This window comes from Acinetobacter sp. PFS20 (genome assembly GCF_052261015.1).
Lineage (GTDB): Bacteria > Pseudomonadota > Gammaproteobacteria > Pseudomonadales > Moraxellaceae > Acinetobacter.
The window spans coordinates 353,479-373,429 of record NZ_JBPVZE010000001.1 but is presented as its reverse complement, the minus strand read 5'-3'; the positions used below and the strand labels follow the sequence as shown (position 1 = coordinate 373,429).

33 protein-coding genes and 2 pseudogenes are annotated in these 19,951 nt (G+C 41.9%); 29 read left to right on the top strand and 6 right to left on the bottom strand.

All coding sequences use genetic code 11. The annotated features are described in order from the left end of the window. Positions 1-100 precede the first annotated feature (100 nt). The 6 genes and pseudogenes from yihA to ACS125_RS01810 all read right to left on the bottom strand — a co-directional run bounded on the left by yihA (position 101) and on the right by ACS125_RS01810 (position 5,192). Positions 101-877: a ribosome biogenesis GTP-binding protein YihA/YsxC gene (gene yihA / locus ACS125_RS01835; protein WP_004789642.1), complete on the bottom strand. Its 777-nt coding sequence runs from the start codon at positions 875-877 to the stop codon at positions 101-103. Positions 878-977: 100 nt separating this feature from the next. Further along, entirely contained in the window at positions 978-1,415 is a 438-nt protein-coding gene (locus ACS125_RS01830; protein WP_005301222.1) for an RrF2 family transcriptional regulator, read from the bottom strand. 85 nt (positions 1,416-1,500) lie between these two features. Continuing rightward, complete coding sequence (locus ACS125_RS01825; protein ID WP_111855010.1) at positions 1,501-2,265, bottom strand: globin domain-containing protein; 765 nt, start codon at positions 2,263-2,265, stop codon at positions 1,501-1,503. Positions 2,266-2,267: 2 nt separating this feature from the next. Next, a pseudogene (locus tag ACS125_RS01820) lies at positions 2,268-2,380 on the bottom strand (hypothetical protein); the annotation flags it as partial. Positions 2,381-2,410: 30 nt separating this feature from the next. Continuing rightward, a complete protein-coding gene (locus tag ACS125_RS01815) occupies positions 2,411-3,958 on the bottom strand; it encodes a helicase HerA-like domain-containing protein (protein WP_004789637.1) in 1,548 nt (515 codons plus the stop codon). Positions 3,959-4,001: 43 nt separating this feature from the next. Then, positions 4,002-5,192: a PLP-dependent transferase gene (locus ACS125_RS01810; RefSeq protein WP_443270229.1), complete on the bottom strand. Its 1,191-nt coding sequence runs from the start codon at positions 5,190-5,192 to the stop codon at positions 4,002-4,004. Between the two features lie 168 nt (positions 5,193-5,360). Between ACS125_RS01810 and ACS125_RS01805 the strand changes: the two genes are divergently transcribed. From ACS125_RS01805 to rplQ, 29 genes and pseudogenes are all read left to right on the top strand, one after another. Continuing rightward, complete coding sequence (locus ACS125_RS01805; RefSeq protein ID WP_174738808.1) at positions 5,361-6,089, top strand: type 1 glutamine amidotransferase; 729 nt, start codon at positions 5,361-5,363, stop codon at positions 6,087-6,089. Between the two features lie 252 nt (positions 6,090-6,341). Then, positions 6,342-6,653, top strand: coding sequence for a 30S ribosomal protein S10 (gene rpsJ, locus ACS125_RS01800; RefSeq protein ID WP_000070912.1), 312 nt, complete (start codon positions 6,342-6,344; stop codon positions 6,651-6,653). A 58-nt stretch (positions 6,654-6,711) separates the two neighbouring features. Next, positions 6,712-7,350: a 50S ribosomal protein L3 gene (rplC, locus tag ACS125_RS01795; RefSeq protein ID WP_004639526.1), complete on the top strand. Its 639-nt coding sequence runs from the start codon at positions 6,712-6,714 to the stop codon at positions 7,348-7,350. Between the two features lie 11 nt (positions 7,351-7,361). Continuing rightward, on the top strand, positions 7,362-7,964 hold the full coding sequence (gene rplD / locus ACS125_RS01790; RefSeq protein WP_003653663.1) for a 50S ribosomal protein L4: 603 nt from the start codon (positions 7,362-7,364) through the stop codon (positions 7,962-7,964). Continuing rightward, positions 7,961-8,281, top strand: a complete 321-nt coding sequence (rplW, locus tag ACS125_RS01785) for a 50S ribosomal protein L23 (protein ID WP_003653662.1) — start codon at positions 7,961-7,963, stop codon at positions 8,279-8,281. Before rplD ends, rplW begins: the two co-directional genes overlap by 4 nt. Before the next feature lie 11 nt (positions 8,282-8,292). Beyond that, on the top strand, positions 8,293-9,117 hold the full coding sequence (gene rplB / locus ACS125_RS01780; RefSeq protein WP_004789629.1) for a 50S ribosomal protein L2: 825 nt from the start codon (positions 8,293-8,295) through the stop codon (positions 9,115-9,117). 13 nt (positions 9,118-9,130) lie between these two features. After that, positions 9,131-9,406: a 30S ribosomal protein S19 gene (gene rpsS / locus ACS125_RS01775; protein ID WP_001138119.1), complete on the top strand. Its 276-nt coding sequence runs from the start codon at positions 9,131-9,133 to the stop codon at positions 9,404-9,406. Between the two features lie 11 nt (positions 9,407-9,417). Next, positions 9,418-9,747 (top strand): 50S ribosomal protein L22, encoded by a 330-nt coding sequence (gene rplV, locus ACS125_RS01770; protein WP_004639524.1) that lies wholly within the window; start codon positions 9,418-9,420, stop codon positions 9,745-9,747. Position 9,748: 1 nt separating this feature from the next. Next, positions 9,749-10,565 (top strand): annotated as a pseudogene (gene rpsC, locus ACS125_RS01765) (30S ribosomal protein S3). Beyond that, positions 10,505-10,918 (top strand): 50S ribosomal protein L16, encoded by a 414-nt coding sequence (gene rplP / locus ACS125_RS01760; protein WP_002049688.1) that lies wholly within the window; start codon positions 10,505-10,507, stop codon positions 10,916-10,918. Before rpsC ends, rplP begins: the two are co-directional and overlap by 61 nt. Continuing rightward, a complete protein-coding gene (rpmC, locus tag ACS125_RS01755) occupies positions 10,918-11,115 on the top strand; it encodes a 50S ribosomal protein L29 (RefSeq protein ID WP_000849928.1) in 198 nt (65 codons plus the stop codon). The genes rplP and rpmC overlap by 1 nt, the downstream gene beginning before the upstream one ends. Continuing rightward, a complete protein-coding gene (gene rpsQ / locus ACS125_RS01750) occupies positions 11,112-11,369 on the top strand; it encodes a 30S ribosomal protein S17 (RefSeq protein WP_151963917.1) in 258 nt (85 codons plus the stop codon). The genes rpmC and rpsQ overlap by 4 nt, the downstream gene beginning before the upstream one ends. A 92-nt stretch (positions 11,370-11,461) precedes the next feature. Beyond that, positions 11,462-11,830: a 50S ribosomal protein L14 gene (gene rplN / locus ACS125_RS01745; RefSeq protein ID WP_001982634.1), complete on the top strand. Its 369-nt coding sequence runs from the start codon at positions 11,462-11,464 to the stop codon at positions 11,828-11,830. 9 nt (positions 11,831-11,839) lie between these two features. After that, on the top strand, positions 11,840-12,157 hold the full coding sequence (gene rplX, locus ACS125_RS01740) for a 50S ribosomal protein L24 (protein ID WP_002116820.1): 318 nt from the start codon (positions 11,840-11,842) through the stop codon (positions 12,155-12,157). Positions 12,158-12,172: 15 nt separating this feature from the next. Further along, positions 12,173-12,709: a 50S ribosomal protein L5 gene (rplE, locus tag ACS125_RS01735; RefSeq protein ID WP_004789621.1), complete on the top strand. Its 537-nt coding sequence runs from the start codon at positions 12,173-12,175 to the stop codon at positions 12,707-12,709. Between the two features lie 9 nt (positions 12,710-12,718). After that, positions 12,719-13,024, top strand: coding sequence for a 30S ribosomal protein S14 (gene rpsN / locus ACS125_RS01730; RefSeq protein ID WP_004789619.1), 306 nt, complete (start codon positions 12,719-12,721; stop codon positions 13,022-13,024). 11 nt (positions 13,025-13,035) lie between these two features. Next, positions 13,036-13,431 (top strand): 30S ribosomal protein S8, encoded by a 396-nt coding sequence (gene rpsH, locus ACS125_RS01725; protein WP_004789617.1) that lies wholly within the window; start codon positions 13,036-13,038, stop codon positions 13,429-13,431. Positions 13,432-13,444: 13 nt separating this feature from the next. Further along, complete coding sequence (rplF, locus tag ACS125_RS01720; protein ID WP_005301272.1) at positions 13,445-13,978, top strand: 50S ribosomal protein L6; 534 nt, start codon at positions 13,445-13,447, stop codon at positions 13,976-13,978. Between the two features lie 14 nt (positions 13,979-13,992). Next, entirely contained in the window at positions 13,993-14,343 is a 351-nt protein-coding gene (gene rplR, locus ACS125_RS01715; RefSeq protein WP_003653654.1) for a 50S ribosomal protein L18, read from the top strand. Between the two features lie 2 nt (positions 14,344-14,345). Then, positions 14,346-14,843 carry a 30S ribosomal protein S5 gene (gene rpsE / locus ACS125_RS01710; protein ID WP_003653653.1) on the top strand — a complete coding sequence of 166 codons (498 nt, stop codon included), beginning with the start codon at positions 14,346-14,348 and terminating at the stop codon, positions 14,841-14,843. 6 nt (positions 14,844-14,849) lie between these two features. Then, positions 14,850-15,026, top strand: a complete 177-nt coding sequence (gene rpmD / locus ACS125_RS01705; protein ID WP_000849088.1) for a 50S ribosomal protein L30 — start codon at positions 14,850-14,852, stop codon at positions 15,024-15,026. 3 nt (positions 15,027-15,029) lie between these two features. Then, positions 15,030-15,470, top strand: coding sequence for a 50S ribosomal protein L15 (gene rplO, locus ACS125_RS01700; protein WP_004789613.1), 441 nt, complete (start codon positions 15,030-15,032; stop codon positions 15,468-15,470). A 45-nt stretch (positions 15,471-15,515) separates the two neighbouring features. Next, complete coding sequence (gene secY / locus ACS125_RS01695) at positions 15,516-16,835, top strand: preprotein translocase subunit SecY (protein ID WP_171056864.1); 1,320 nt, start codon at positions 15,516-15,518, stop codon at positions 16,833-16,835. A 20-nt stretch (positions 16,836-16,855) separates the two neighbouring features. Continuing rightward, positions 16,856-16,972, top strand: coding sequence for a 50S ribosomal protein L36 (rpmJ, locus tag ACS125_RS01690; RefSeq protein WP_000867907.1), 117 nt, complete (start codon positions 16,856-16,858; stop codon positions 16,970-16,972). 105 nt (positions 16,973-17,077) lie between these two features. Next, entirely contained in the window at positions 17,078-17,434 is a 357-nt protein-coding gene (gene rpsM, locus ACS125_RS01685) for a 30S ribosomal protein S13 (protein ID WP_004789609.1), read from the top strand. 19 nt (positions 17,435-17,453) lie between these two features. After that, complete coding sequence (gene rpsK, locus ACS125_RS01680; protein WP_001040166.1) at positions 17,454-17,840, top strand: 30S ribosomal protein S11; 387 nt, start codon at positions 17,454-17,456, stop codon at positions 17,838-17,840. A gap of 12 nt (positions 17,841-17,852) precedes the next feature. Beyond that, entirely contained in the window at positions 17,853-18,479 is a 627-nt protein-coding gene (gene rpsD, locus ACS125_RS01675) for a 30S ribosomal protein S4 (RefSeq protein ID WP_005301294.1), read from the top strand. Between the two features lie 17 nt (positions 18,480-18,496). Further along, complete coding sequence (locus ACS125_RS01670; RefSeq protein ID WP_003653641.1) at positions 18,497-19,504, top strand: DNA-directed RNA polymerase subunit alpha; 1,008 nt, start codon at positions 18,497-18,499, stop codon at positions 19,502-19,504. A gap of 18 nt (positions 19,505-19,522) precedes the next feature. Further along, positions 19,523-19,900 (top strand): 50S ribosomal protein L17, encoded by a 378-nt coding sequence (gene rplQ / locus ACS125_RS01665; protein ID WP_002049717.1) that lies wholly within the window; start codon positions 19,523-19,525, stop codon positions 19,898-19,900. The last annotated feature ends 51 nt before the right edge of the window (positions 19,901-19,951 follow it).

The window sequence follows — 19,951 nt, the reverse complement described above, 5'->3', positions numbered from 1 at the left end:
GAAGTTATAACGAGTATAAAAAAAGCCCCTACATTTGTGTTTAGCAATAGGGGACAATTGAGTATAAATTTAATGAAAAAATTGTATCTGTTATGACAATTTAGCTTTCTGCATCTTCATCTGTAGCTTCAGGGATTGAATCGACATCAAATTCTGGTTGTTGATCAAGCGTAAAATGCAGACGTCCACCCATGACACTTGCAAGCTCTTCCAAACCTAATTTGTTAAGTGAAGAGAAAAGCTGAATGGAAAAATCAAGCTTCATTTTTTTAAGTTGTTGTTTAACTTCAAGCAATACTTTATTTGCAGGACCACGATTAAGTTTGTCTGCTTTCGTTAAGAGAATATGAACAAATAGATGACGCGAATAAGCCCACTCTAGCATCATCATGTCAAAATGCTGTAGAGGATGGCGAATATCCATAAGTAAGACTAAGCCTTGTAAGCTTTTACGGTGAATTAGATAGTTTTCTAATTCCTTTTGCCACACCTTTTTCATATCTTCAGGTACAGCTGCATAACCGTAACCTGGAAGATCGACTAAACGCTGATCAGGATTACCTAGACTAAAGAAGTTAATCATCTGAGTACGACCAGGCTTTTTAGAAGCACGGGCAAGTTGTTTCTGATTAGTTAATGCATTAATAGCACTAGACTTACCAGCATTTGAGCGTCCTGCAAAAGCAATTTCGTAGCCACTATCTTCAACACAAAGTGCCAATTTAGGTGCACTCATTAGAAACTCAGCTTGGCGTAACCAGTTTAGTGATTGCACAGCATAGGCTGTGATCGCCGGATCTGGTGCTTTTTCATAGCTGATCTTTTGCTTGGGTGCGAGTCTGGCTTTGGTGTCTTTCGATTTTTCACTACGACGCATAAAAAATAACTTTTTAAATGAGAGGGCTCGCGCCTAGTATAAAGGAGCTTGGGTATTCTTGCTAATTTTCAATAAATCAACTTATGAAAATCAATAGAAGTTAGATTTCTAAAAAGGCAATAGGGGAGTTGGCAGGAGCAGATTTTGATTGCTGCAAAACTTCTCCGAGTGTGTATTGGTCTAGGCTTTGATAAAAGCTCTCTAGAGCTTGATCTAAAATACCTTTTAAACCACAGTGACTGCGTAATACACACGGTGGTGTATTGCATTCAACGATTTGATTATCACCTTGTAATATTCGAACAATTGAACCCAAATTGGAGTTAAGTGCATCTGGGTTTAAGCGAATTCCACCGCCTTTTCCACGAATGGTAATAATCCATTCTTGTTTGCCCATAAAGTGAACAACTTTAACCAGATGGTTTTGTGAAACATGCAAATCTTTCGCGATTTCTGCAATCGTGTAGGGTGCATCACTTGGGCGTGCAACATACATTAATATTCGTAATGCATAATCGGTAAATTTATTAAGCTGCATGATCACCAAAAATGGAAGAGAAAAAGGATGATCATCTTAGCCTGAAAGTTTAAATAAGAAAACTTTCAGGCAAGAGGTTTTTACATTACAGCGTTAAAGGAGCTGAAACCTGTACTTGATCACCAACTCTATAATGCTCAAGCAAGATATTTGAAACTGAAAATTCAGTATGGTTTTCTTCAGGCTGAACTTCAAAGTGATATGAGTTGTTTTCTTGAGCTTCTGTAAATTTAAAAGCTTTCGGCTGTTCAAGTTGTTGCTCTGGCACTTGTACTTTTACCGAAATAAAAGCGTTTGCAGGACTAGTTAGTACGTCCTCATGATCAGTTGCTTTTAAAGTGAAACGTTTGCCAGATTCAAGAGGGTCAATTTGTGTAATTTCAAATGGACGCCAGCCAGCCCATCCACCTTTTAAGCTCTCAAGTTGTTCATATTTTTGTTTTTCAACGCCAATCAAGATATCTGCCAATTGTAGATAAGCTTGCTTCCACGCTTCGATAAGTTCTGATTCAAATGGCACGTTAAGTACTTCACTAATTGAATGAAGTAGGTTGTCACCAACAATTGCATATTGATCAGGCTGAATATCCAAGCTCACATGTTTAGTAGTGATACGTTCAACAGCTTTAGCTAGAACAGTAGGGTTCTCAATATTTTCTGCATAAGCAAGAACCGCAGCTGCAAGCGCACGCGGCTGACGTAAGCTAGTTTGGTCATCTAAGTTAAAAACATTTTTTAATTCGGGATTGTTATTAAGCATACGCTTATAAAAGTATGTAGTCAGCGTAACGCCGTGTTCACGTAAAACCGGTACAGTAGATTTAACAAGTTCAATTTGTTGTGGAGTCATGGCTAGACCTTATTTATCTGGCTATATAAGATGTATTTAAAATACATCTTTAAAAAAGTAATGGCAATAGCTTTTCGATAAAAACCATAAAAAAATTAGGGGATATAAAATCCCCTTAAATTAACGTTATGTTATTAAATATTTTTTATTTACCAAATAAAGAGCCGAGTAGGCCTCGAACAAGTTTTTGACCTGTACTTCCTCCTAAACTGCGCGCAGCACTTTTTGCAAAAGTTCCAACAATATCTTGGGTGAGTTTGGCTCTTTCACGTGCTGCTCGTTCTTCCTCTTTTAATTGATCACGTGCCAATCTTTCCTGCTCTTTCGCCTGCTGTTTGGCTAGGGTTTCTTGCTCTTTCGCTTGTTGTTTGGCAAGTTCGGCATTTTGTTGCTGCTGTTCGCGTTCAGCCACTTTATTTTGTAGCATTTCATAGGCGCTATCACGATCTACAACCTGCTCATAAACTCCAGCAATAATACTTTGTGAGATTAAAGCTTGACGCTCTTCTGGAGTGATTGGTGTAAATGCAGAGTAAGGAGGCATGACCCAACCACGCTCAACAATTTGTGGAGTACCTTGCTCATCTAGGCAGCTAATGAGTGCCTCACCAACACCAAGTTCAGTAATCGCTTCATCAACTTTAAAGTTTGGATTGGCTCGGAAAGTATCTGCTGCGGTTTTTACCGCTTTCTGATCTTTAGGGGTAAATGCGCGTAGGGCATGTTGAACGCGATTACCAAGTTGACCTAGAACACTTTCAGGTAAATCGAGTGGATTTTGGGTAATGAAATAGATGCCTACTCCTTTAGAACGAATTAAACGTACAACTTGTTCAATTTTGTCTTGGAGTGCTTGGCTGGCATTGTCAAATAATAAGTGAGCTTCATCAAAGAAAAACACAAGTTTAGGTTTATCCATATCACCGACTTCTGGAAGCTGTTCAAATAGTTCTGAAAGCATCCATAAAAGGAAAGTGGCATATAGCTTAGGTGTATTCATGAGCTTGTCAGCCGCAAGAATATTAATGTAGCCATGCCCATTTGCATCGGTTTGAATAAAATCTAAAATATTTAAAGCAGGTTCACCAAAAAATTGCTCTCCACCTTGGTCGGCAAGGGCGAGTAAATTACGCTGAATAGCGCCTAGGCTTGCTGGAGATAAATTGCCATATTCTGCTTTAAACTCGGCTGCATGTTCACTCACGAAAGTGATCATGGCTTTTAAATCTTTAAAATCTACTAATAGTAGACCTTGGTCATCTGCAATTCGGAATACAGCAGATAGCACACCCTCTTGAGTATCATTTAAATTGAGCATGCGAGCCAATAAAATTGGCCCAATTTCAGAAACGGTAGTGCGAATAGGGTGGCCTTGTTGGCCAAATAAGTCCCAAAAAACGACAGGATTTGCTGCGAAAGGAACGCTATCAATTTGTAAAAGTTTTAGTCGTTCATTAAATTTATCTGAAGCTTCTCCCGCTTTTGCGAGACTCGAAACATCACCTTTAGCATCGGCAAGAAATACCGGTACACCAATTCGAGAAAAACTCTCTGCTAGAACTTTTAACGTAACTGTTTTACCTGTACCCGTGGCGCCTGCAATAAGTCCATGGCGGTTAGCAAACTGGGAAAGCAAAACAATTTCTTTGGATGTGTCATTAATATTTTTAGCAATAACAATCGGTGTACCCATATATTTTTATCCTGTGGTTCGAGTCACTATGATCTTGTCGTTTTTACAGTTGTTTCAGTGCATTTTCGATATCTTGTATTAAATCTTGTGGATCTTCTAGTCCTATACAGAAGCGAACCAATGATCCTTGTTGTAAATGTGTATTCTCAAGTTTTCTCATCATTTTCAAATCATAAAGCATAATCAGACTAACAGGCCCTCCCCAGCTAAAACCGAGCTTAAATAATGCTAAGGCATCGCAGAAACGACGTACGGCTGTAATGTCATATTCAGGTTTGAAAATAACACTGACTAGACCAGCACTTTGACAATCTATGCAGATTTCTTGCCAATATTGATGGCCTGGGGCAGCCTCATCACTTGGATGTAGAACTTGTGCAAATTGGGATTGGTCTTTTAGCCATTTAAGTAAAGTTTGAGCATTAGCTGATTGTTGTTCATAGCGTAAAGACATATGAGCAAGACTACGTTGGACTTGAGCTGCATCATCTCCTGAAACTGCAATACCTAAAATGGCATGCGTACGGAACAGGCGGTGATGAAGTTTCTCATCACGAGTTACAATGCTACCCATTAAGATGTCACCGCCGCCACTTGGATATTTGGTGAGTGCATGCACGGTTAAATCGACTGATAGATGTTCATCAGAAAAATTAAAAGCATTAAACGCAAGCCCAGCTCCCCAAGTGTTATCTAGGGCTGTTAATACACCGTGTTTTTTGGCTTTTTTGACTAGATTCTTAAGATCAGGAAATTCTAGAGTAACTGAGCCTGCTGCCTCTAACCACAACAGTTTGCTTCTTTCAGTTGGTTGAAAGCTTGAGGCATTAATAGGGTTGTACACTTTGACAATAACGCCATATTGATTTTGCAGATGATTTAAATGCTCAAGGTTTGGTCCATAAATGTTGTCTGGTACCCATACTTCATCATTAGTGCTTAAAAATGCTGAGTTCACAACATTAATTGCTGATAAGCCACTTGGTGCAAGCAAACAATGCAATCCACCTTCAATTTGCGCAATATTGTCGCCTAAGGTGAAGGTGGTGGGGGTGCCGTGTGTCCCATAGCTATAATCGTAATCATCCGTCCAGTGGCGATCAAAAAGGTGCGAAGTTGATTTAAAAATAATAGTAGATGCACGAAATAAGGGTGGTTGTACTGTTTCAATAAATTGCGGGGCCTTTCTTTGTGCATGAATGAGGCGAGTCTGGAAGTCGTTATGCTTTTTCATAGTGCTTTGCATTTTCAATAATAAAGTTAGATTAAGAGAAATTTAGATTCTTCGCTAGATTTACGAAGTTTTATAAGACGTTTCGTTACAGTAGGCTCATAAAATAAAAACTTGGCTTTATTTTTGCAAAGACCACTACAACATTCTAACAACAATAGGTTTAAGCGCATGAAGTCGCATTTACGTGTTCACTATTTTCAACATATCGCGGGTGAGGGATTTGGAAGTTGTTATTCATTTTTAAAAGCCCACCACGCGACAATTAGCTCTACAGAGTTTTTTGCACTTCCGGTTGATCGGTCACTTGAAATAGAAGCTTTACCTCGAATTGATGAGGTTGACTTGTTATTGGTCATGGGCGGCACTATGAGTGTAAATGATGAGGCAAACTTCCCGTGGCTAAAGATAGAAAAAAGATGGTTGCGTCGTTATTTGGCAGCGGGAAAGCCAGCTATTGGTCTTTGTTTAGGGGGGCAGTTAATTGCTAATGCGTTAGGGGCTGCGGTAAGCCGTAATCGCTATCAGGAACTTGGATGGTCAACAGTTCAGAGAGTTGCAAATTTACCTCAAGAAAGCTTCCCATTACCAGAGAAGATAAAGGTAATGCAGTGGCATAGCGAGACATTTGAAATACCTAAAGGTGCTATACACTTGGCTGAAAGTGTGGCTTGTCGTAATCAGATGTATCAGATTGGAAAAAATGTACTGGGTTTTCAGTTTCATCCAGAGATGACACCATCCGCTCTAGCGCTTTTACTTGAAGATGAAGAAGAGCTTTCTATTTTTGATGGAGAATATGTTCAATCTACGCGTGAACTATATTCTTCCGAAGCACAAAAATTTGAACAAGGTAATCAACTTCTAAATAAAGCGATTGAATTTGTAATAAGTGCTTAGTCTAGCTCCCAATACTCGATCAAAGCAGGTTTTGTGGAGAAAATAGAAAAAGAGAATTGCATAAGACTTAAACAATCGTTATAATGAGCGACCCTCAATAGGAGGGGCATTTACTGCGAAGAAAGTGGTAAATGTGCATTACAGTCGTGGCATCGATCATGACCTTAGTGATTTTCACTGCCTTTGACACTTACCAATGGGTGAGATGCGTCAAAGGTGATTCTTTATATGTTTGGCTTGGAGTTTACTGGTATGTCTAACCAGAGAATTCGTATCCGTTTGAAGTCTTTTGATCATCGTCTGATTGATCAATCTGCTCAAGAGATCGTAGAAACCGCTAAGCGTACTGGCGCACAAGTTTGTGGTCCAATTCCGATGCCTACTCGCATCGAACGCTTCAACGTTCTTACTTCACCGCACGTTAACAAAGATGCGCGTGACCAGTACGAAATCCGCACCTACAAACGTTTGATCGATATCGTTCAACCTACAGATAAAACTGTTGATGCATTGATGAAATTAGATCTTGCGGCTGGTGTTGATGTTCAGATCGCTTTGGGTTAAGGCTTTCGGTTGATTAACTTTTAAGTTAATTAGGCCGCTTTTTTAGAGGTTTATGCACATGGCTATTGGTTTAGTCGGTCGCAAATGTGGTATGACTCGCATCTTTACAGATGCAGGTGTTTCTGTACCTGTTACAGTCATCGAAGTCGATCCAAACCGCATTACGCAAATCAAAACACTTGAAACTGATGGTTATCAAGCTGTTCAAGTAACTACTGGTGAACGTCGCGAATCTCGCGTAACTAACGCTCAGAAAGGTCACTTTGCGAAAGCTGGTGTTGCTGCTGGTCGTTTAGTTAAAGAGTTCCGTGTTACTGAAGCTGAGCTTGAAGGTCGTGAAGTTGGCGGTACTATTGGTGTTGATTTGTTCACAGTTGGTCAAGTAGTTGACGTAACTGGTCAATCAAAAGGTAAAGGTTTCCAAGGTGGTGTTAAACGTTGGAACTTCCGTACCCAAGACGCTACTCACGGTAACTCAGTTTCTCACCGTGTATTAGGTTCTACAGGTCAAAACCAAACTCCTGGTCGCGTGTTCAAAGGCAAAAAAATGGCTGGTCACTTAGGTGATGAACGCGTAACAGTACAAGGTCTTGAAATCGTATCTATTGACGCTGAACGTTCTGTTTTAGTTGTTAAAGGTGCAATTCCTGGTTCAACTGGCGGTGACGTGATTGTACGTCCTACCATCAAGGCCTGAGGGGAAATACCGTGAATTTGAAAACTGTTTCCGGCTCTGCTGTTGAATTGTCTGAAGTTGCTTTCGGACGTGAATTTAACGAAGCTCTTGTACACCAAGTTGTTACTGCTTACTTAGCAGGTGGTCGTCAAGGTACTCGTGCTCAGAAGTCACGTGCAGACGTTTCTGGCGGTGGTAAAAAACCATTCCGTCAAAAAGGTACTGGTCGTGCTCGTGCGGGTTCTACTCGTAGCCCAATCTGGGTTGGTGGTGGTAAAACTTTTGCTGCTCGTCCACAAGATTGGTCTCAAAAAGTAAACCGTAAAATGTATCGCGGTGCAATGCAATGTATCTTAGCTGAACTTGTTCGCCAAGATCGTCTTGTATTAGTTGAAGAGTTTGCTATTGCAGCTCCAAAAACTAAAGAATTGCTTGCAAAGCTTGGCGATTTAAATGCCGCTCGTGCATTGATCGTTACTGAAGCTGTAGATGAGAACTTATATCTTGCAGCACGCAACCTTCCGCATGTAGATGTGGTGGATGCTACTGCAATCGATCCTGTAAGCTTGATCGCGTTTGATAAAGTTGTGATGTCTGTAGCTGCTGCTAAGAAAATTGAGGTAGAACTCGGATGAACAACGAACGTATCTATCAAGTCCTTAAAGGACCAGTCTTCTCAGAAAAGGCACAAGTTTTAGGTGATACTGTTGGCGTTCAAGTATTTAAAGTAGATATTAATGCTACTAAACTTGAAGTTAAAAAAGCAGTTGAAAAACTTTTTGGTGTAGAAGTTGTTAAAGTTAACACTACTATTACTAAAGGTAAAACTAAGCGCTTTGGTAAAACATTAGGACGTCGTTCTGATGTTAAAAAAGCATACGTCACCCTGAAAGCTGGCCAAGATGTTGAAATGGCTGACTTGGGCGATACCGCTGAAAGCGCAGCGGAATAAGGACGAAAATTATGCCGATTCAAAAATGTAAGCCAACGTCTCCAGGACGTCGCTTTGTAGAGAAAGTGGTTCATGACCACCTTCACAAAGGCGCGCCTTACTCACCGTTGGTTGAAGCAAAAAAACGTACTGGTGGTCGTAATAATAACGGTCACATTACAACTCGTCACGTTGGTGGTGGTCATAAGCAACACTATCGTATCGTTGACTTTAAGCGTAATAAAGACAGCATCCCAGCTGTTGTAGAGCGCATTGAATACGATCCTAATCGTACAGCACATATTGCTTTGTTGAAATATGCTGATGGTGAGCGTCGTTATATCATTGCTCCTAAAGGCTTACGTGCTGGCGATAAAGTACAATCTGGTAACGATGCTCCAATTCGTCCAGGTAACTGCTTGCCACTTCGTAATATGCCTATCGGTTCTACACTTCATAACGTTGAACTTAAAATTGGTAAGGGTGCGCAATTAGCGCGTTCTGCTGGTGCTTCTGTTCAGTTATTGGGTCGTGATGGTTCTTACGCGATTGTTCGTCTTCGTTCAGGCGAAATGCGTAAAATTCATGTTGAATGCCGCGCTGTAATTGGTGAAGTTTCTAACCAAGAAAACAACCTTCGTTCATTGGGTAAAGCTGGTGCTGCGCGCTGGCGTGGTGTTCGTCCTACCGTACGTGGTATGGCGATGAACCCAGTTGATCACCCGCACGGTGGTGGTGAAGGGCGTAACAAAGGTATTCAACCTGTAAGCCCATGGGGTCAAAAAGCTAAAGGGTACAAGACACGTACCAATAAGCGTACGACTAAGATGATTATTCGCGACCGTCGCGTCAAGTAAAGGAATCTGACTAATGCCTCGTTCTCTGAAAAAAGGCCCATTCGTCGATGCGCACTTGTTCGCTAAGGTTGAAGCGGCTGTTGCTAGTAACTCTCGCAAGCCGATTAAAACTTGGTCTCGTCGTTCGATGATCCTTCCAGATTTTGTTGGTTTAACAATTTCTGTTCATAATGGTCGTAATCACGTTCCAGTAATTGTTACTGAGCATATGGTTGGTCATAAACTCGGTGAATTCGCGCCAACTCGTACCTATCGTGGTCACGGTGTTGACAAGAAGTCTAAACGTTAATAGGTGTCATGATGGAAGTAACTGCTAAATTACGCGGTGCCGCTATCTCGGCACAAAAGGCACGTTTGGTTGCAGATCTTATTCGCGGCAAATCTGTTGCGCATGCTTTGAATATCTTAAACTTCAGCAATAAAAAAGCTGCTGTTTTAGTAAAAAAAGCATTGGAATCTGCGATTGCAAACGCTGAACACAATAACAGTTTAGATGTTGACGATCTTAAAGTTTCTACGATTTACGTTGATGAAGGTGTTAGCCTTAAACGTATTATGCCACGTGCTAAAGGCCGTGCAGATCGTATTACGAAGCGTACTTGTCACATCACCGTTAAGGTAGGGGTTTGATATGGGTCAGAAGGTTCATCCAATCGGTATCCGCCTAGGTGTTGTGAAACGTCATAACGCTAACTGGTATGCGAATCCGAAACAATACGCTGAATACTTGCTTAAAGATCTTCAAGTTCGTGAGTTTTTAACTAAAAAACTTAAGAATGCGATGATCAGCAACATTCTTATCGAACGTCCATCAGGCGCTGCTAAAGTAACAATTAGCACAGCTCGTCCTGGTATCGTAATCGGTAAAAAAGGCGAAGATATTGAGAAATTACAGCGCGAACTTACCAGCATTATGGGTGTTCCTGCGCAAGTAAGTATCAATGAAATTGATCGCCCAGACTTAGATGCGCGTTTAGTTGCTGAAGCAATCGCTTCTCAATTAGAAAAGCGTGTAATGTTCCGTCGTGCTATGAAGCGTGCGGTTCAAAACACTATGCGTGCTGGTGCTAAAGGTATCAAAGTTGAAGTGTCTGGCCGTTTAGGTGGTGCAGAGATTGCTCGTACGGAATGGTATCGTGAAGGTCGTGTACCTTTGCATACATTACGTGCAGACATTGACTATGCAACTATGCGTGCAGAAACAACTTACGGTACGATTGGTGTTAAAGTTTGGATTTTCCGTGGCGAGATTTTAGGTGGCATGAAACAAGTCATGAACCCTGCTCCTGCTGAAGATCGTCCAGCTAAACGTGGTCGTGGTCGTGGTGAAGGTCAAGAGCGTCGTGGTCGTCGCGGTGACCGTGCTGCTGACAAGGGAGAATAATCCATGTTGCAACCTAAACGTACCAAATTCCGTAAGGTGCACAAAGGCCGTAATACTGGTCTAGCGCATCGTGGTAGTACAGTATCATTTGGTTCGATTGCAATCAAAGCAACTGAACGTGGTCGTATGACTGCGCGTCAGATTGAAGCTGCACGTCGTACTATTAGCCGCCGTATTAAGCGTGGTGGTAAAATCTTTATTCGCGTATTCCCGGATAAACCAATTACTCAAAAGCCTCTTGAAGTGCGTATGGGTAAAGGTAAGGGTAGCGTGGAATACTGGGTTTGCCAGATCCAACCAGGTAAGATCCTGTACGAAATTGAAGGTGTGAACGAAGAATTAGCGCGTGAAGCATTTGCTTTAGCTGCTGCTAAACTTCCGTTTAAAACCACTATCGTGACTCGGACGGTAATGTAATGAAAACTAAAGATTTACGTGAAAAGTCGGTAGAAGAGTTGAAAGCTTTGCTTGATGAGCAACAGCTTAACCAATTCCGTCTTCGTATGGCGAAAGCAACTGGTCAGTTGGGTAAATCGCACGAAGTGCAAGTTGCTCGTAAGACAATTGCTCGTATTAAGACACTCCTTACCGAAAAACAGGGGAACGGACAATGAGTGAAAAAACAGTCCGCACGTTAACCGGCAAAGTCGTAAGTGACAAAATGGATAAATCTATTGTTGTTCTTATTGAACGCCGCGTTCAACACCCGTTGTATGGCAAGTCAATTCGCCGTTCAACTAAGTTACACGCTCATGATGAGAACAATGTCGCTAAAATTGGTGATGTTGTGACAATCAAAGAAAGCCGCCCAATTTCTAAAACTAAAGCTTGGGCTTTAGTGGAAGTAGTTGAAGCAGCTGCTGAGTAATTCGACGTTCTTGTTGCATCATCGGTCAATTTCGAGTACTCTTTGAGCCTTTCGAAATTGTGACCGGTGATGCTCGGTTTTGGAGTAGGGCAATGATTCAAACCGAAACTATGCTCGACGTAGCAGACAACAGTGGTGCTCGCCGCGTACAATGTATTAAAGTACTTGGTGGTTCACATCGTCGTTATGCTTCTGTTGGCGACATTATTAAAGTTACTGTAAAAGAAGCAATCCCACGCGCACGTGTTAAAAAAGGTGACGTGATGAATGCGGTTGTAGTTCGTACTAAATTCGGCATTCGTCGTCCAGATGGTTCTGTGATCCGTTTTGATGATAATGCTGCAGTTATCCTGAACAACAACAAAGCTCCGATTGCTACTCGTATCTTCGGACCAGTGACTCGTGAACTTCGTACTGAACAGTTCATGAAAATCATTTCATTGGCTCCTGAAGTTCTATAAGAGGCAATCATGGCTAAGATTAAAAAAGGCGATCAAGTTATCGTGATCGCAGGTAAAGAAAAAGGCAAACAGGGTACTGTATTGTCTGTTTCTGAAGACCGCGTTAAGGTTGAAGGCCTTAACTTAGTGAAGAAGCATCAAAAGCCGAATCGTGTAACTGGCGCTGAAGGCGGTATCGTTACTCAAGAAGCTTCGCTTCATATTTCAAACGTGGCAATTTTAAATGCTACAACCCAGAAGGCTGACCGTGTTGGTTACCAAGTGATTGATGGCGTGAAAACTCGCGTTTATAAATCAAATGGTGAATCAGTGGCGGTAGCGAAGTAATAGGTTGAAAAGGCAATGGCCAGACTTAAAGCACGTTACAATGATGAACTTAAAGCAAAGTTAAAAGAAGAACTTAGCATTAAGAACGTGATGGAAATTCCACGCATCACAAAAATTACCCTAAACATGGGTGTAGGCGCAGCTGCAACTGATAAGAAATTATTAGATGGCGCTGTAGTCGACATGCAATTAATTGCTGGTCAAAAACCAGTAATTACACTTGCTCGCAAATCTATCGCTGGTTTTAAAATCCGTGACGGTTGGCCGATTGGTTGTAAAGTTACTTTACGTGGCGACCAAATGTACGAATTCTTGGACCGTTTGATCTCAATCGCAATCCCTCGTATCCGTGACTTCCGTGGTTTCTCTTCGAAATCATTTGATGGTCGTGGTAACTACTCAATGGGTTTGAAAGAGCAAATCGTTTTCCCTGAAATCGATTTCGATAAGATTGATCGTATTCGTGGTATGGATATTACTATTACTACGACTGCTCGCACCGATGACGAAGGCCGTGCGCTTATGCGTGCATTCGGCTTCCCGTTCAAATAAGAGGTCGATATGGCTAAGAAAGGTATGGTTAATCGCGAATTGAAACGCGAAAAAACAGTTGCTAAATACGCTGCAAAACGTGCTGAATTAAAAGCTACGATTGCAAACGTAAATGCAAGTGAAGAAGAACGTTTCGAAGCGATGTTAAAGTTACAAGCGTTGCCACGTAATGCATCTCCGGTACGTCTTCGTAACCGTTGTGGTTTAACTGGTCGTCCTCATGGTTACTTCCGTAAGTTCGGTTTAAGCCGTAACAAATTACGTGACACAGTAATGCAGGGTGATGTACCAGGCGTTGTTAAGGCAAGCTGGTAAGGAGCGACTAAATGAGTATGCAAGATACCGTTGCCGACATGCTAACACGTGTTCGTAACGCACAAATGGCTAAGAAACAAACTGTTTCTATGCCTTCTTCTAAGTTGAAAGTTGCAATTGCAAACGTACTTCAACAAGAAGGTTATGTTTCAAACGTAGAAGTTGCTCAAGAAGAGACAAAATCTACTTTGACAATTACTTTAAAATATTTCGAAGGCAAACCAGTTATCGAAATGGTTAAGCGCGTAAGCCGTCCAGGTCTTCGCCAATACCGTGGTAAAGATAAACTTCCAAGCGTTAAGCAAGGTTTAGGTATTGCAATTGTTTCTACAAGCAAAGGCATCATGACTGATCGCGCTGCACGTGCTGCGGGCGTTGGTGGTGAAGTTATTGCTTTTGTTTCTTAATAGGTGATTCCTCATGTCTCGTGTGGCTAAAGCCCCAGTAACTGTACCGAATGGTGTAACAGTTACTCAGAACGGCCGGCAGGTCGAAGTGAAAGGCAGCAAAGGTACGTTGTCTTTCAACCTGCATGCGCTGGTCGAGCTAAAACAGGAAGAAGGTAAACTTCAACTTGCTCCAGTTAAAGAATCGAAAGATGCTTGGATGCAAGCTGGTACTGCTCGCGCTGTATTGAATAACCTTGTAAAAGGGGTTAGTGAAGGCTTCGAACGTAAGTTGCAGCTAGTTGGTGTTGGTTATAAAGCTGCGGTTAAGGGTACTGTTGTAAACCTTAACCTTGGTTACTCACACCCAATTGACTACGCTTTACCTGAAAGTGTAACAGCGGAAACTCCAACTGCAACTGAAATCATTTTGAAATCAGCAAACAAGCAGTTGTTAGGTCAAGTAGCGGCAGAAATCCGTGCGTATCGTGCTCCTGAACCATATAAAGGTAAAGGTGTTCGCTATTCGGATGAAGTCATTCTTCGTAAAGAAGCTAAGAAGAAATAAGGCGCGAGGTTCTTATGAACGAAAAGAAACAAACCCGTTTGCGTCGTGCGAAAAGCACACGCTTGCACATCCGTGCATTGGGTGCGACTCGTTTGTGTGTAAACCGCACTCCGCGTCACATCTATGCTCAAGTTATTTCAGCAGATGGTGGCAAAGTTTTAGCACAAGCTTCAACTTTGGATGCATCTTTACGTAGCGGTACTACAGGTAATGTAGATGCTGCTACTAAAGTAGGTGCTTTAATCGCAGAGCGCGCGAAAGCAGCTGGTGTAACTAAAGTTGCATTTGACCGTTCTGGTTTTAAATATCATGGTCGTATCAAAGCCTTGGCTGATGCTGCTCGTGAAAACGGCTTGGAGTTCTAATCATGGCTAAAGTTGAACAAAACGAAGGTCTTGTTGAAAAGCTGGTTGCCGTTGATCGTGTAGCCAAAGTTGTTAAGGGCGGTCGTATCTTCTCTTTCACAGCATTAACTGTTGTGGGTGATGGTAATGGTCGTGTTGGTTTTGGTCGTGGTAAAGCACGTGAAGTTCCAGCTGCTATTTCTAAAGCACTTGAAGCTGCACGTCGCAACATGATTACTGTAGACCTTGCAGGTACTACTTTACAACACCCTGTGAATGCTCGTCATGGCGCAAGCCGTGTATACATGCAACCTGCTTCTGAAGGTACTGGCGTAATCGCTGGTGGCGCAATGCGTGCCGTTCTAGAAGCTGCGGGCGTGCATAACGTACTTGCTAAATGTTATGGTTCTACTAATGCTGCAAACGTAGTAAACGCAACTTTCAAAGGTTTGCGTGATATGACTTCTCCTGAGAAAGTCGCTGCGAAACGTGGTAAATCAGTAGCAGAAATTCAAGGGTAATCAATCATGAAAACGATTAAAGTTACCCAGACTAAATCTTCTTCACATCGCTTGAAAAATCACAAGCTTTGCTTACAAGGTTTAGGTCTGCGTCGTATTGGTCATACTGTAGAAGTGCAAGATACGCCTTCTAACCGCGGTATGATCAACAAAGTCTACTATATGGTTAGTGTAGAGGAATAAGCCATGACTCTGCGTTTAAATGAGCTTGCGCCTGCGGAAGGTGCAAAACGTGAAAACCGTCGTTTAGGCCGTGGTATCGGTTCTGGCGTTGGTAAGACTGGTGGCCGTGGTGTCAAAGGTCAAAAATCACGTAAAAGTGGTGGCGTTCGTCCAGGCTTTGAAGGCGGTCAAACAGCGATTTATCGTCGTTTACCTAAATTCGGTTTCACTAGCCAAATCGCTTTAAAAACTGCTGAAGTACGTTTATCTGAGTTAAGCAAAGTTGAAGGCGACATCGTTAGCCTAGAAACTTTGAAAGCTGCGAATGTTGTTCGTCGTGACCAAGTTCGTGCTCGTATCGTACTTTCTGGTGAAATCACTCGTGCATTCACTGTTCAAGGTGTTGCATTGACTAAAGGCGCTAAAGCTGCAATTGAAGCAGCTGGCGGCAAAGTCGAGGAGTAATCTCGAGTGTCTATGTCTCCTAGTTCTTCAGGTCATGTCAACATGATGAAAGGTCAGCCATTTCACGTGAAATATCGTGAAATTATTCGCCGGATGAGTTTTCTAATCGGTGCATTGCTGGTCTTTCGACTAGGAGCGCATATTCCAGTACCAGGCATTAATAATGCTGCGTTAGAAAATTTATTTCATGCGAACCAAGGAACTATTCTTGGGCTATTCAATATGTTTTCTGGCGGTGCTTTAGAGCGAATGTCTATTCTTGCTTTAGGAATTATGCCTTACATTTCTGCATCAATTATTGTGCAGTTAATGTCTACGGTAATTCCTTCACTAGAAGCCTTGAAAAAGGAAGGTGAGCAAGGTAAGCGTAAAATTAATCAATATACGCGTCAGGGTACGTTATTGCTTGCAGTGGTTCAGGCAGTTGGTATGTGCGCAGGTTTGATTGGTCAGGGTATTACTCTGTCAGTTGGTCTTGAGTTTTATATACCAGCAGTTACTTCACTTGTCGCTGGAACTATGTTCTTAATGTGGCTAGGTGAACAAATCACTGAAAGAGGTATTGGTAACGGTATCTCAATGATTATTTTTGCTGGTATTGTTTCTGGTTTGCCTAAATTAATTATGCAATCAGTTTCATCAGTAGATAATGGTCAGACAAGCTTAATTGGTCTTGTGATCTTTGGTCTTTTGTCTGTAGGTGTGCTGGCTGCCATTGTGTTTATTGAAAAAGCACAACGTCGTATTCCAGTGAATTATGCACAAAAGCAACAAGGTCGTCGTATATTTACAGCACAGCAGACACATTTACCATTAAAAATTAATATGGCTGGTGTGATTCCTGCGATTTTTGCAAGTTCTTTACTATTGTTCCCAGCGAGTCTTGGTCAATGGGTGGGAAGTGCAGATGCAAATGCTGGATTAATTAAGCGTAGCTTACAAGATTTAGCTTTAGTATTGTCGCCTGGACAGCCTTTGTATTTGGTGCTCTTTGGTGCGTTAATTATCTTTTTCTGTTACTTTTATACGGCTTTAGTATTTAGCCCTAAGGAAGTATCAGAAAATCTAAAACGCAGCGGAGCTTATGTGCCTGGTATTCGCCCAGGTGAGCAAACTGCTCGTTACTTAGATCATATTCTTAATCGTTTGACGTTTATTGGTGCGATTTATATTACGGTCATTTGTTTAATGCCAATGATTCTACAAAGTTCTTTTGGTATTCCATTCTCTTTGGGTGGTACATCATTACTAATCGTAGTTGTCGTTGTTATGGACTTTATGGCTCAGCTACAAGCGCACTTAACATCTCATCAATATGATAATCAAACATTAATGAGAAAAACGACTGCTCATCCTAAGGGATAAGCGCACTTAGAGGTTTCATCATGAAAGTACAAGCTTCTGTAAAGAAAATTTGTGGTAGCTGTAAAGTTATCCGTCGTAATGGGGTTATTCGCGTAATTTGTAGCGCAGAACCTCGTCATAAGCAGCGTCAAGGTTAATCTAATCAAGACCTGTTGATTTCAGTAGGCGAATTGGGTTAATATCCGCCCCTCAAGATTTTGTGGGGCGGTTGATTATCTCTACTGCCTTTTTGGAGAAAGTGAATGGCTCGTATTGCCGGTGTAAACATTCCGGATAACAAGCATGCTGTTATCTCCCTCACTTACATCTTTGGTGTCGGTCGCCATACTGCTAAGAATATCTTAGCTACAGTTGGTATTACTGAAACTACTAAGATCCGTGAGTTGGACGATGCTCAGCTTGATGCGATTCGTGCAGAAGTTGCTAAGGTTCCTACCGAAGGTGACTTACGTCGCGAAATTTCCATGAACATTAAACGTTTAATGGATTTGGGTTGCTATCGCGGCCTTCGCCATCGTCGCAGCTTGCCTGTCCGTGGTCAACGCACCAAAACTAACGCACGTACCCGTAAAGGTCCGCGCAAACCGATTAAAAAGTAAGATTTCTGGAAGCTAAAAGATGGCTAAAGATACTCGCACACGCAAGAAGGTCACTCGTACCGTCTCTGAAGGTGTTGCACACATTCACGCGTCTTTTAATAACACCATTGTTACGATTACTGATCGTCAAGGTAATGCATTGGCTTGGGCCACCTCTGGTGGACAAGGCTTCCGTGGTTCACGTAAATCAACTCCGTTTGCTGCTCAGGTAGCTGCTGAAGTTGCTGGTAAAGCAGCTTTGGATTACGGTTTGAAAAATCTGGATGTCCTTGTAAAAGGTCCTGGTCCAGGTCGTGAGTCTGCGGTTCGTGCATTAGGCGCAGTGGGTTATAAAATTAACAGCATTACCGATGTGACGCCAATTCCTCACAACGGTTGCCGTCCACCTAAAAAACGTCGCGTGTAAGGAGAAACATTCATGGCTCGTTATATTGGTCCAAAATGCAAACTCTCTCGCCGCGAAGGGACAGACCTGCAACTTAAATCTGGCGTTAAACCTTTTGACGTCAAAACTAAAAAAGCTAACAAAGCACCTGGTCAACATGGTCAGGCACGCGGTGGTAAGCAATCTGAGTATTCACTACAATTACGTGAAAAACAAAAAGTCCGTCGTATTTACGGTGTGTTAGAACGTCAATTTAGTAACTACTATAAAGAAGCAGCTCGTGTTAAAGGCGCAACAGGTGAGAACTTGTTGAAATTGCTTGAAAGCCGTCTTGATAACGTTGTTTATCGCATGGGTTTTGGTTCTACACGTGCAGAAGCTCGTCAGTTAGTAAGTCACCGTAGCATTACTTTGAATGGTCGTCGTGTAAACATCGCATCTATTCAAGTTAAAGCTGGTGATGTAATTGCGGTTCACGAAGGTGCTAAACAACAATTGCGTATTAAAAACGCGATTGAGTTAGCTGCACAACGTGGTATTCCAGCTTGGATCGATGTTGATCATTCTAAGCTTGAAGGTACGTTTAAAGCTGCACCAGATCGTGCTGATTTACCTGCTGAAATCAATGAAAGCTTGATTGTAGAATTGTATTCTAAATAATCCTTGAGGTAGCAATAATGACGCGTACTGCAAACGAGTTTCTAACTCCGCAAGCGATCAAGGTCGAAGCGGTTAGCGGGACCTCGGCAAAAGTGATTCTAGAACCTTTAGAGCGTGGTTTTGGCCATACTCTAGGTAATGCTTTACGTCGCATTCTATTGTCTTCTTTACCTGGCGCTGCTGTGGTTGAAGTGGAGATAGAAGGTGTCGAGCACGAGTACAGTACTTTAGAAGGCTTGCAGCAGGACATCGTCGAGCTCTTGCTGAACCTAAAAGGATTGTCTATTAAGCTGTTCGATCAAAATGAAGCATATTTAACATTAGAGAAACAAGGTCCTGGCGAAATTACTGCTGCTGACCTTCGTTTACCTCATAATGTTGAAGTGGTTAACCCAGAACATTTGATCGGTACTTTGAGTGCTTCAGGCTCATTAAAAATGCGCTTGAAGGTTGCTCAAGGTCGTGGTTATGAAACATCTGATTCTCGTTTCCCTGAAGGTGAAACACGTCCTGTTGGTCGTTTGCAATTAGATGCTTCTTATAGCCCGATTAAGCGTGTTTCTTACACCGTTGAAAATGCGCGTGTAGAACAACGTACCGATTTAGATAAACTGGTAATCGACCTCGAGACAAATGGAACGGTTGATCCTGAAGAAGCAATCCGCAAAGCGGCAACAATCTTGCAACAACAAATTGCAATTTTTGTTGATCTTCAGAAAGACCAAACTCCAGTTGCTCAAGAGCCTCGTGAAGAAGTTGACCCAATCTTGCTTCGCCCAGTAGATGATCTAGAGCTTACTGTTCGTTCTGCTAACTGTTTGAAAGCAGAAAATATTTACTACATTGGTGATCTTGTTCAACGTACTGAAGTTGAGTTGTTAAAAACTCCTAACCTTGGTAAAAAATCGTTAACAGAGATCAAAGATGTTTTGGCATCGAAAGGCTTACAACTCGGTATGCGTCTTGAAAACTGGCCACCAGCTAGTCTTCGTATGGACGACCGTTTTGCCTATCGTAGCCGTTAATTAAGTAGGACTATCACCATGCGTCATCGTAATAGTGGTGTGAAATTAGGCCGTACAAGCAGCCATCGTAAAGCGATGTTCCAAAACTTGGCTAATTCTTTATTTGAACACGAGTTGATCAAAACAACTGTTCCTAAAGCTAAAGAATTACGTCGTGTTGCTGAGCCTTTAATCACTCTAGCAAAAAACGATACTGTAGCAAATCGTCGTTTAGCATTTGCTCGTACTCGTAATGCTGCAACTGTAGGTAAATTATTTACCGTACTCGGCCCTCGTTACAAAGAACGTAACGGCGGTTATCTACGTGTTCTTAAAGCGGGCTTCCGTGCTGGTGATGCAGCACCGATGGCTTACGTTGAGCTAGTAGATCGTGAAGTGAATACTTCAGCTGAATAATTGATTTTATTCAAAAAAGACCGGTTTTATACCGGTCTTTTTTATTTTTGA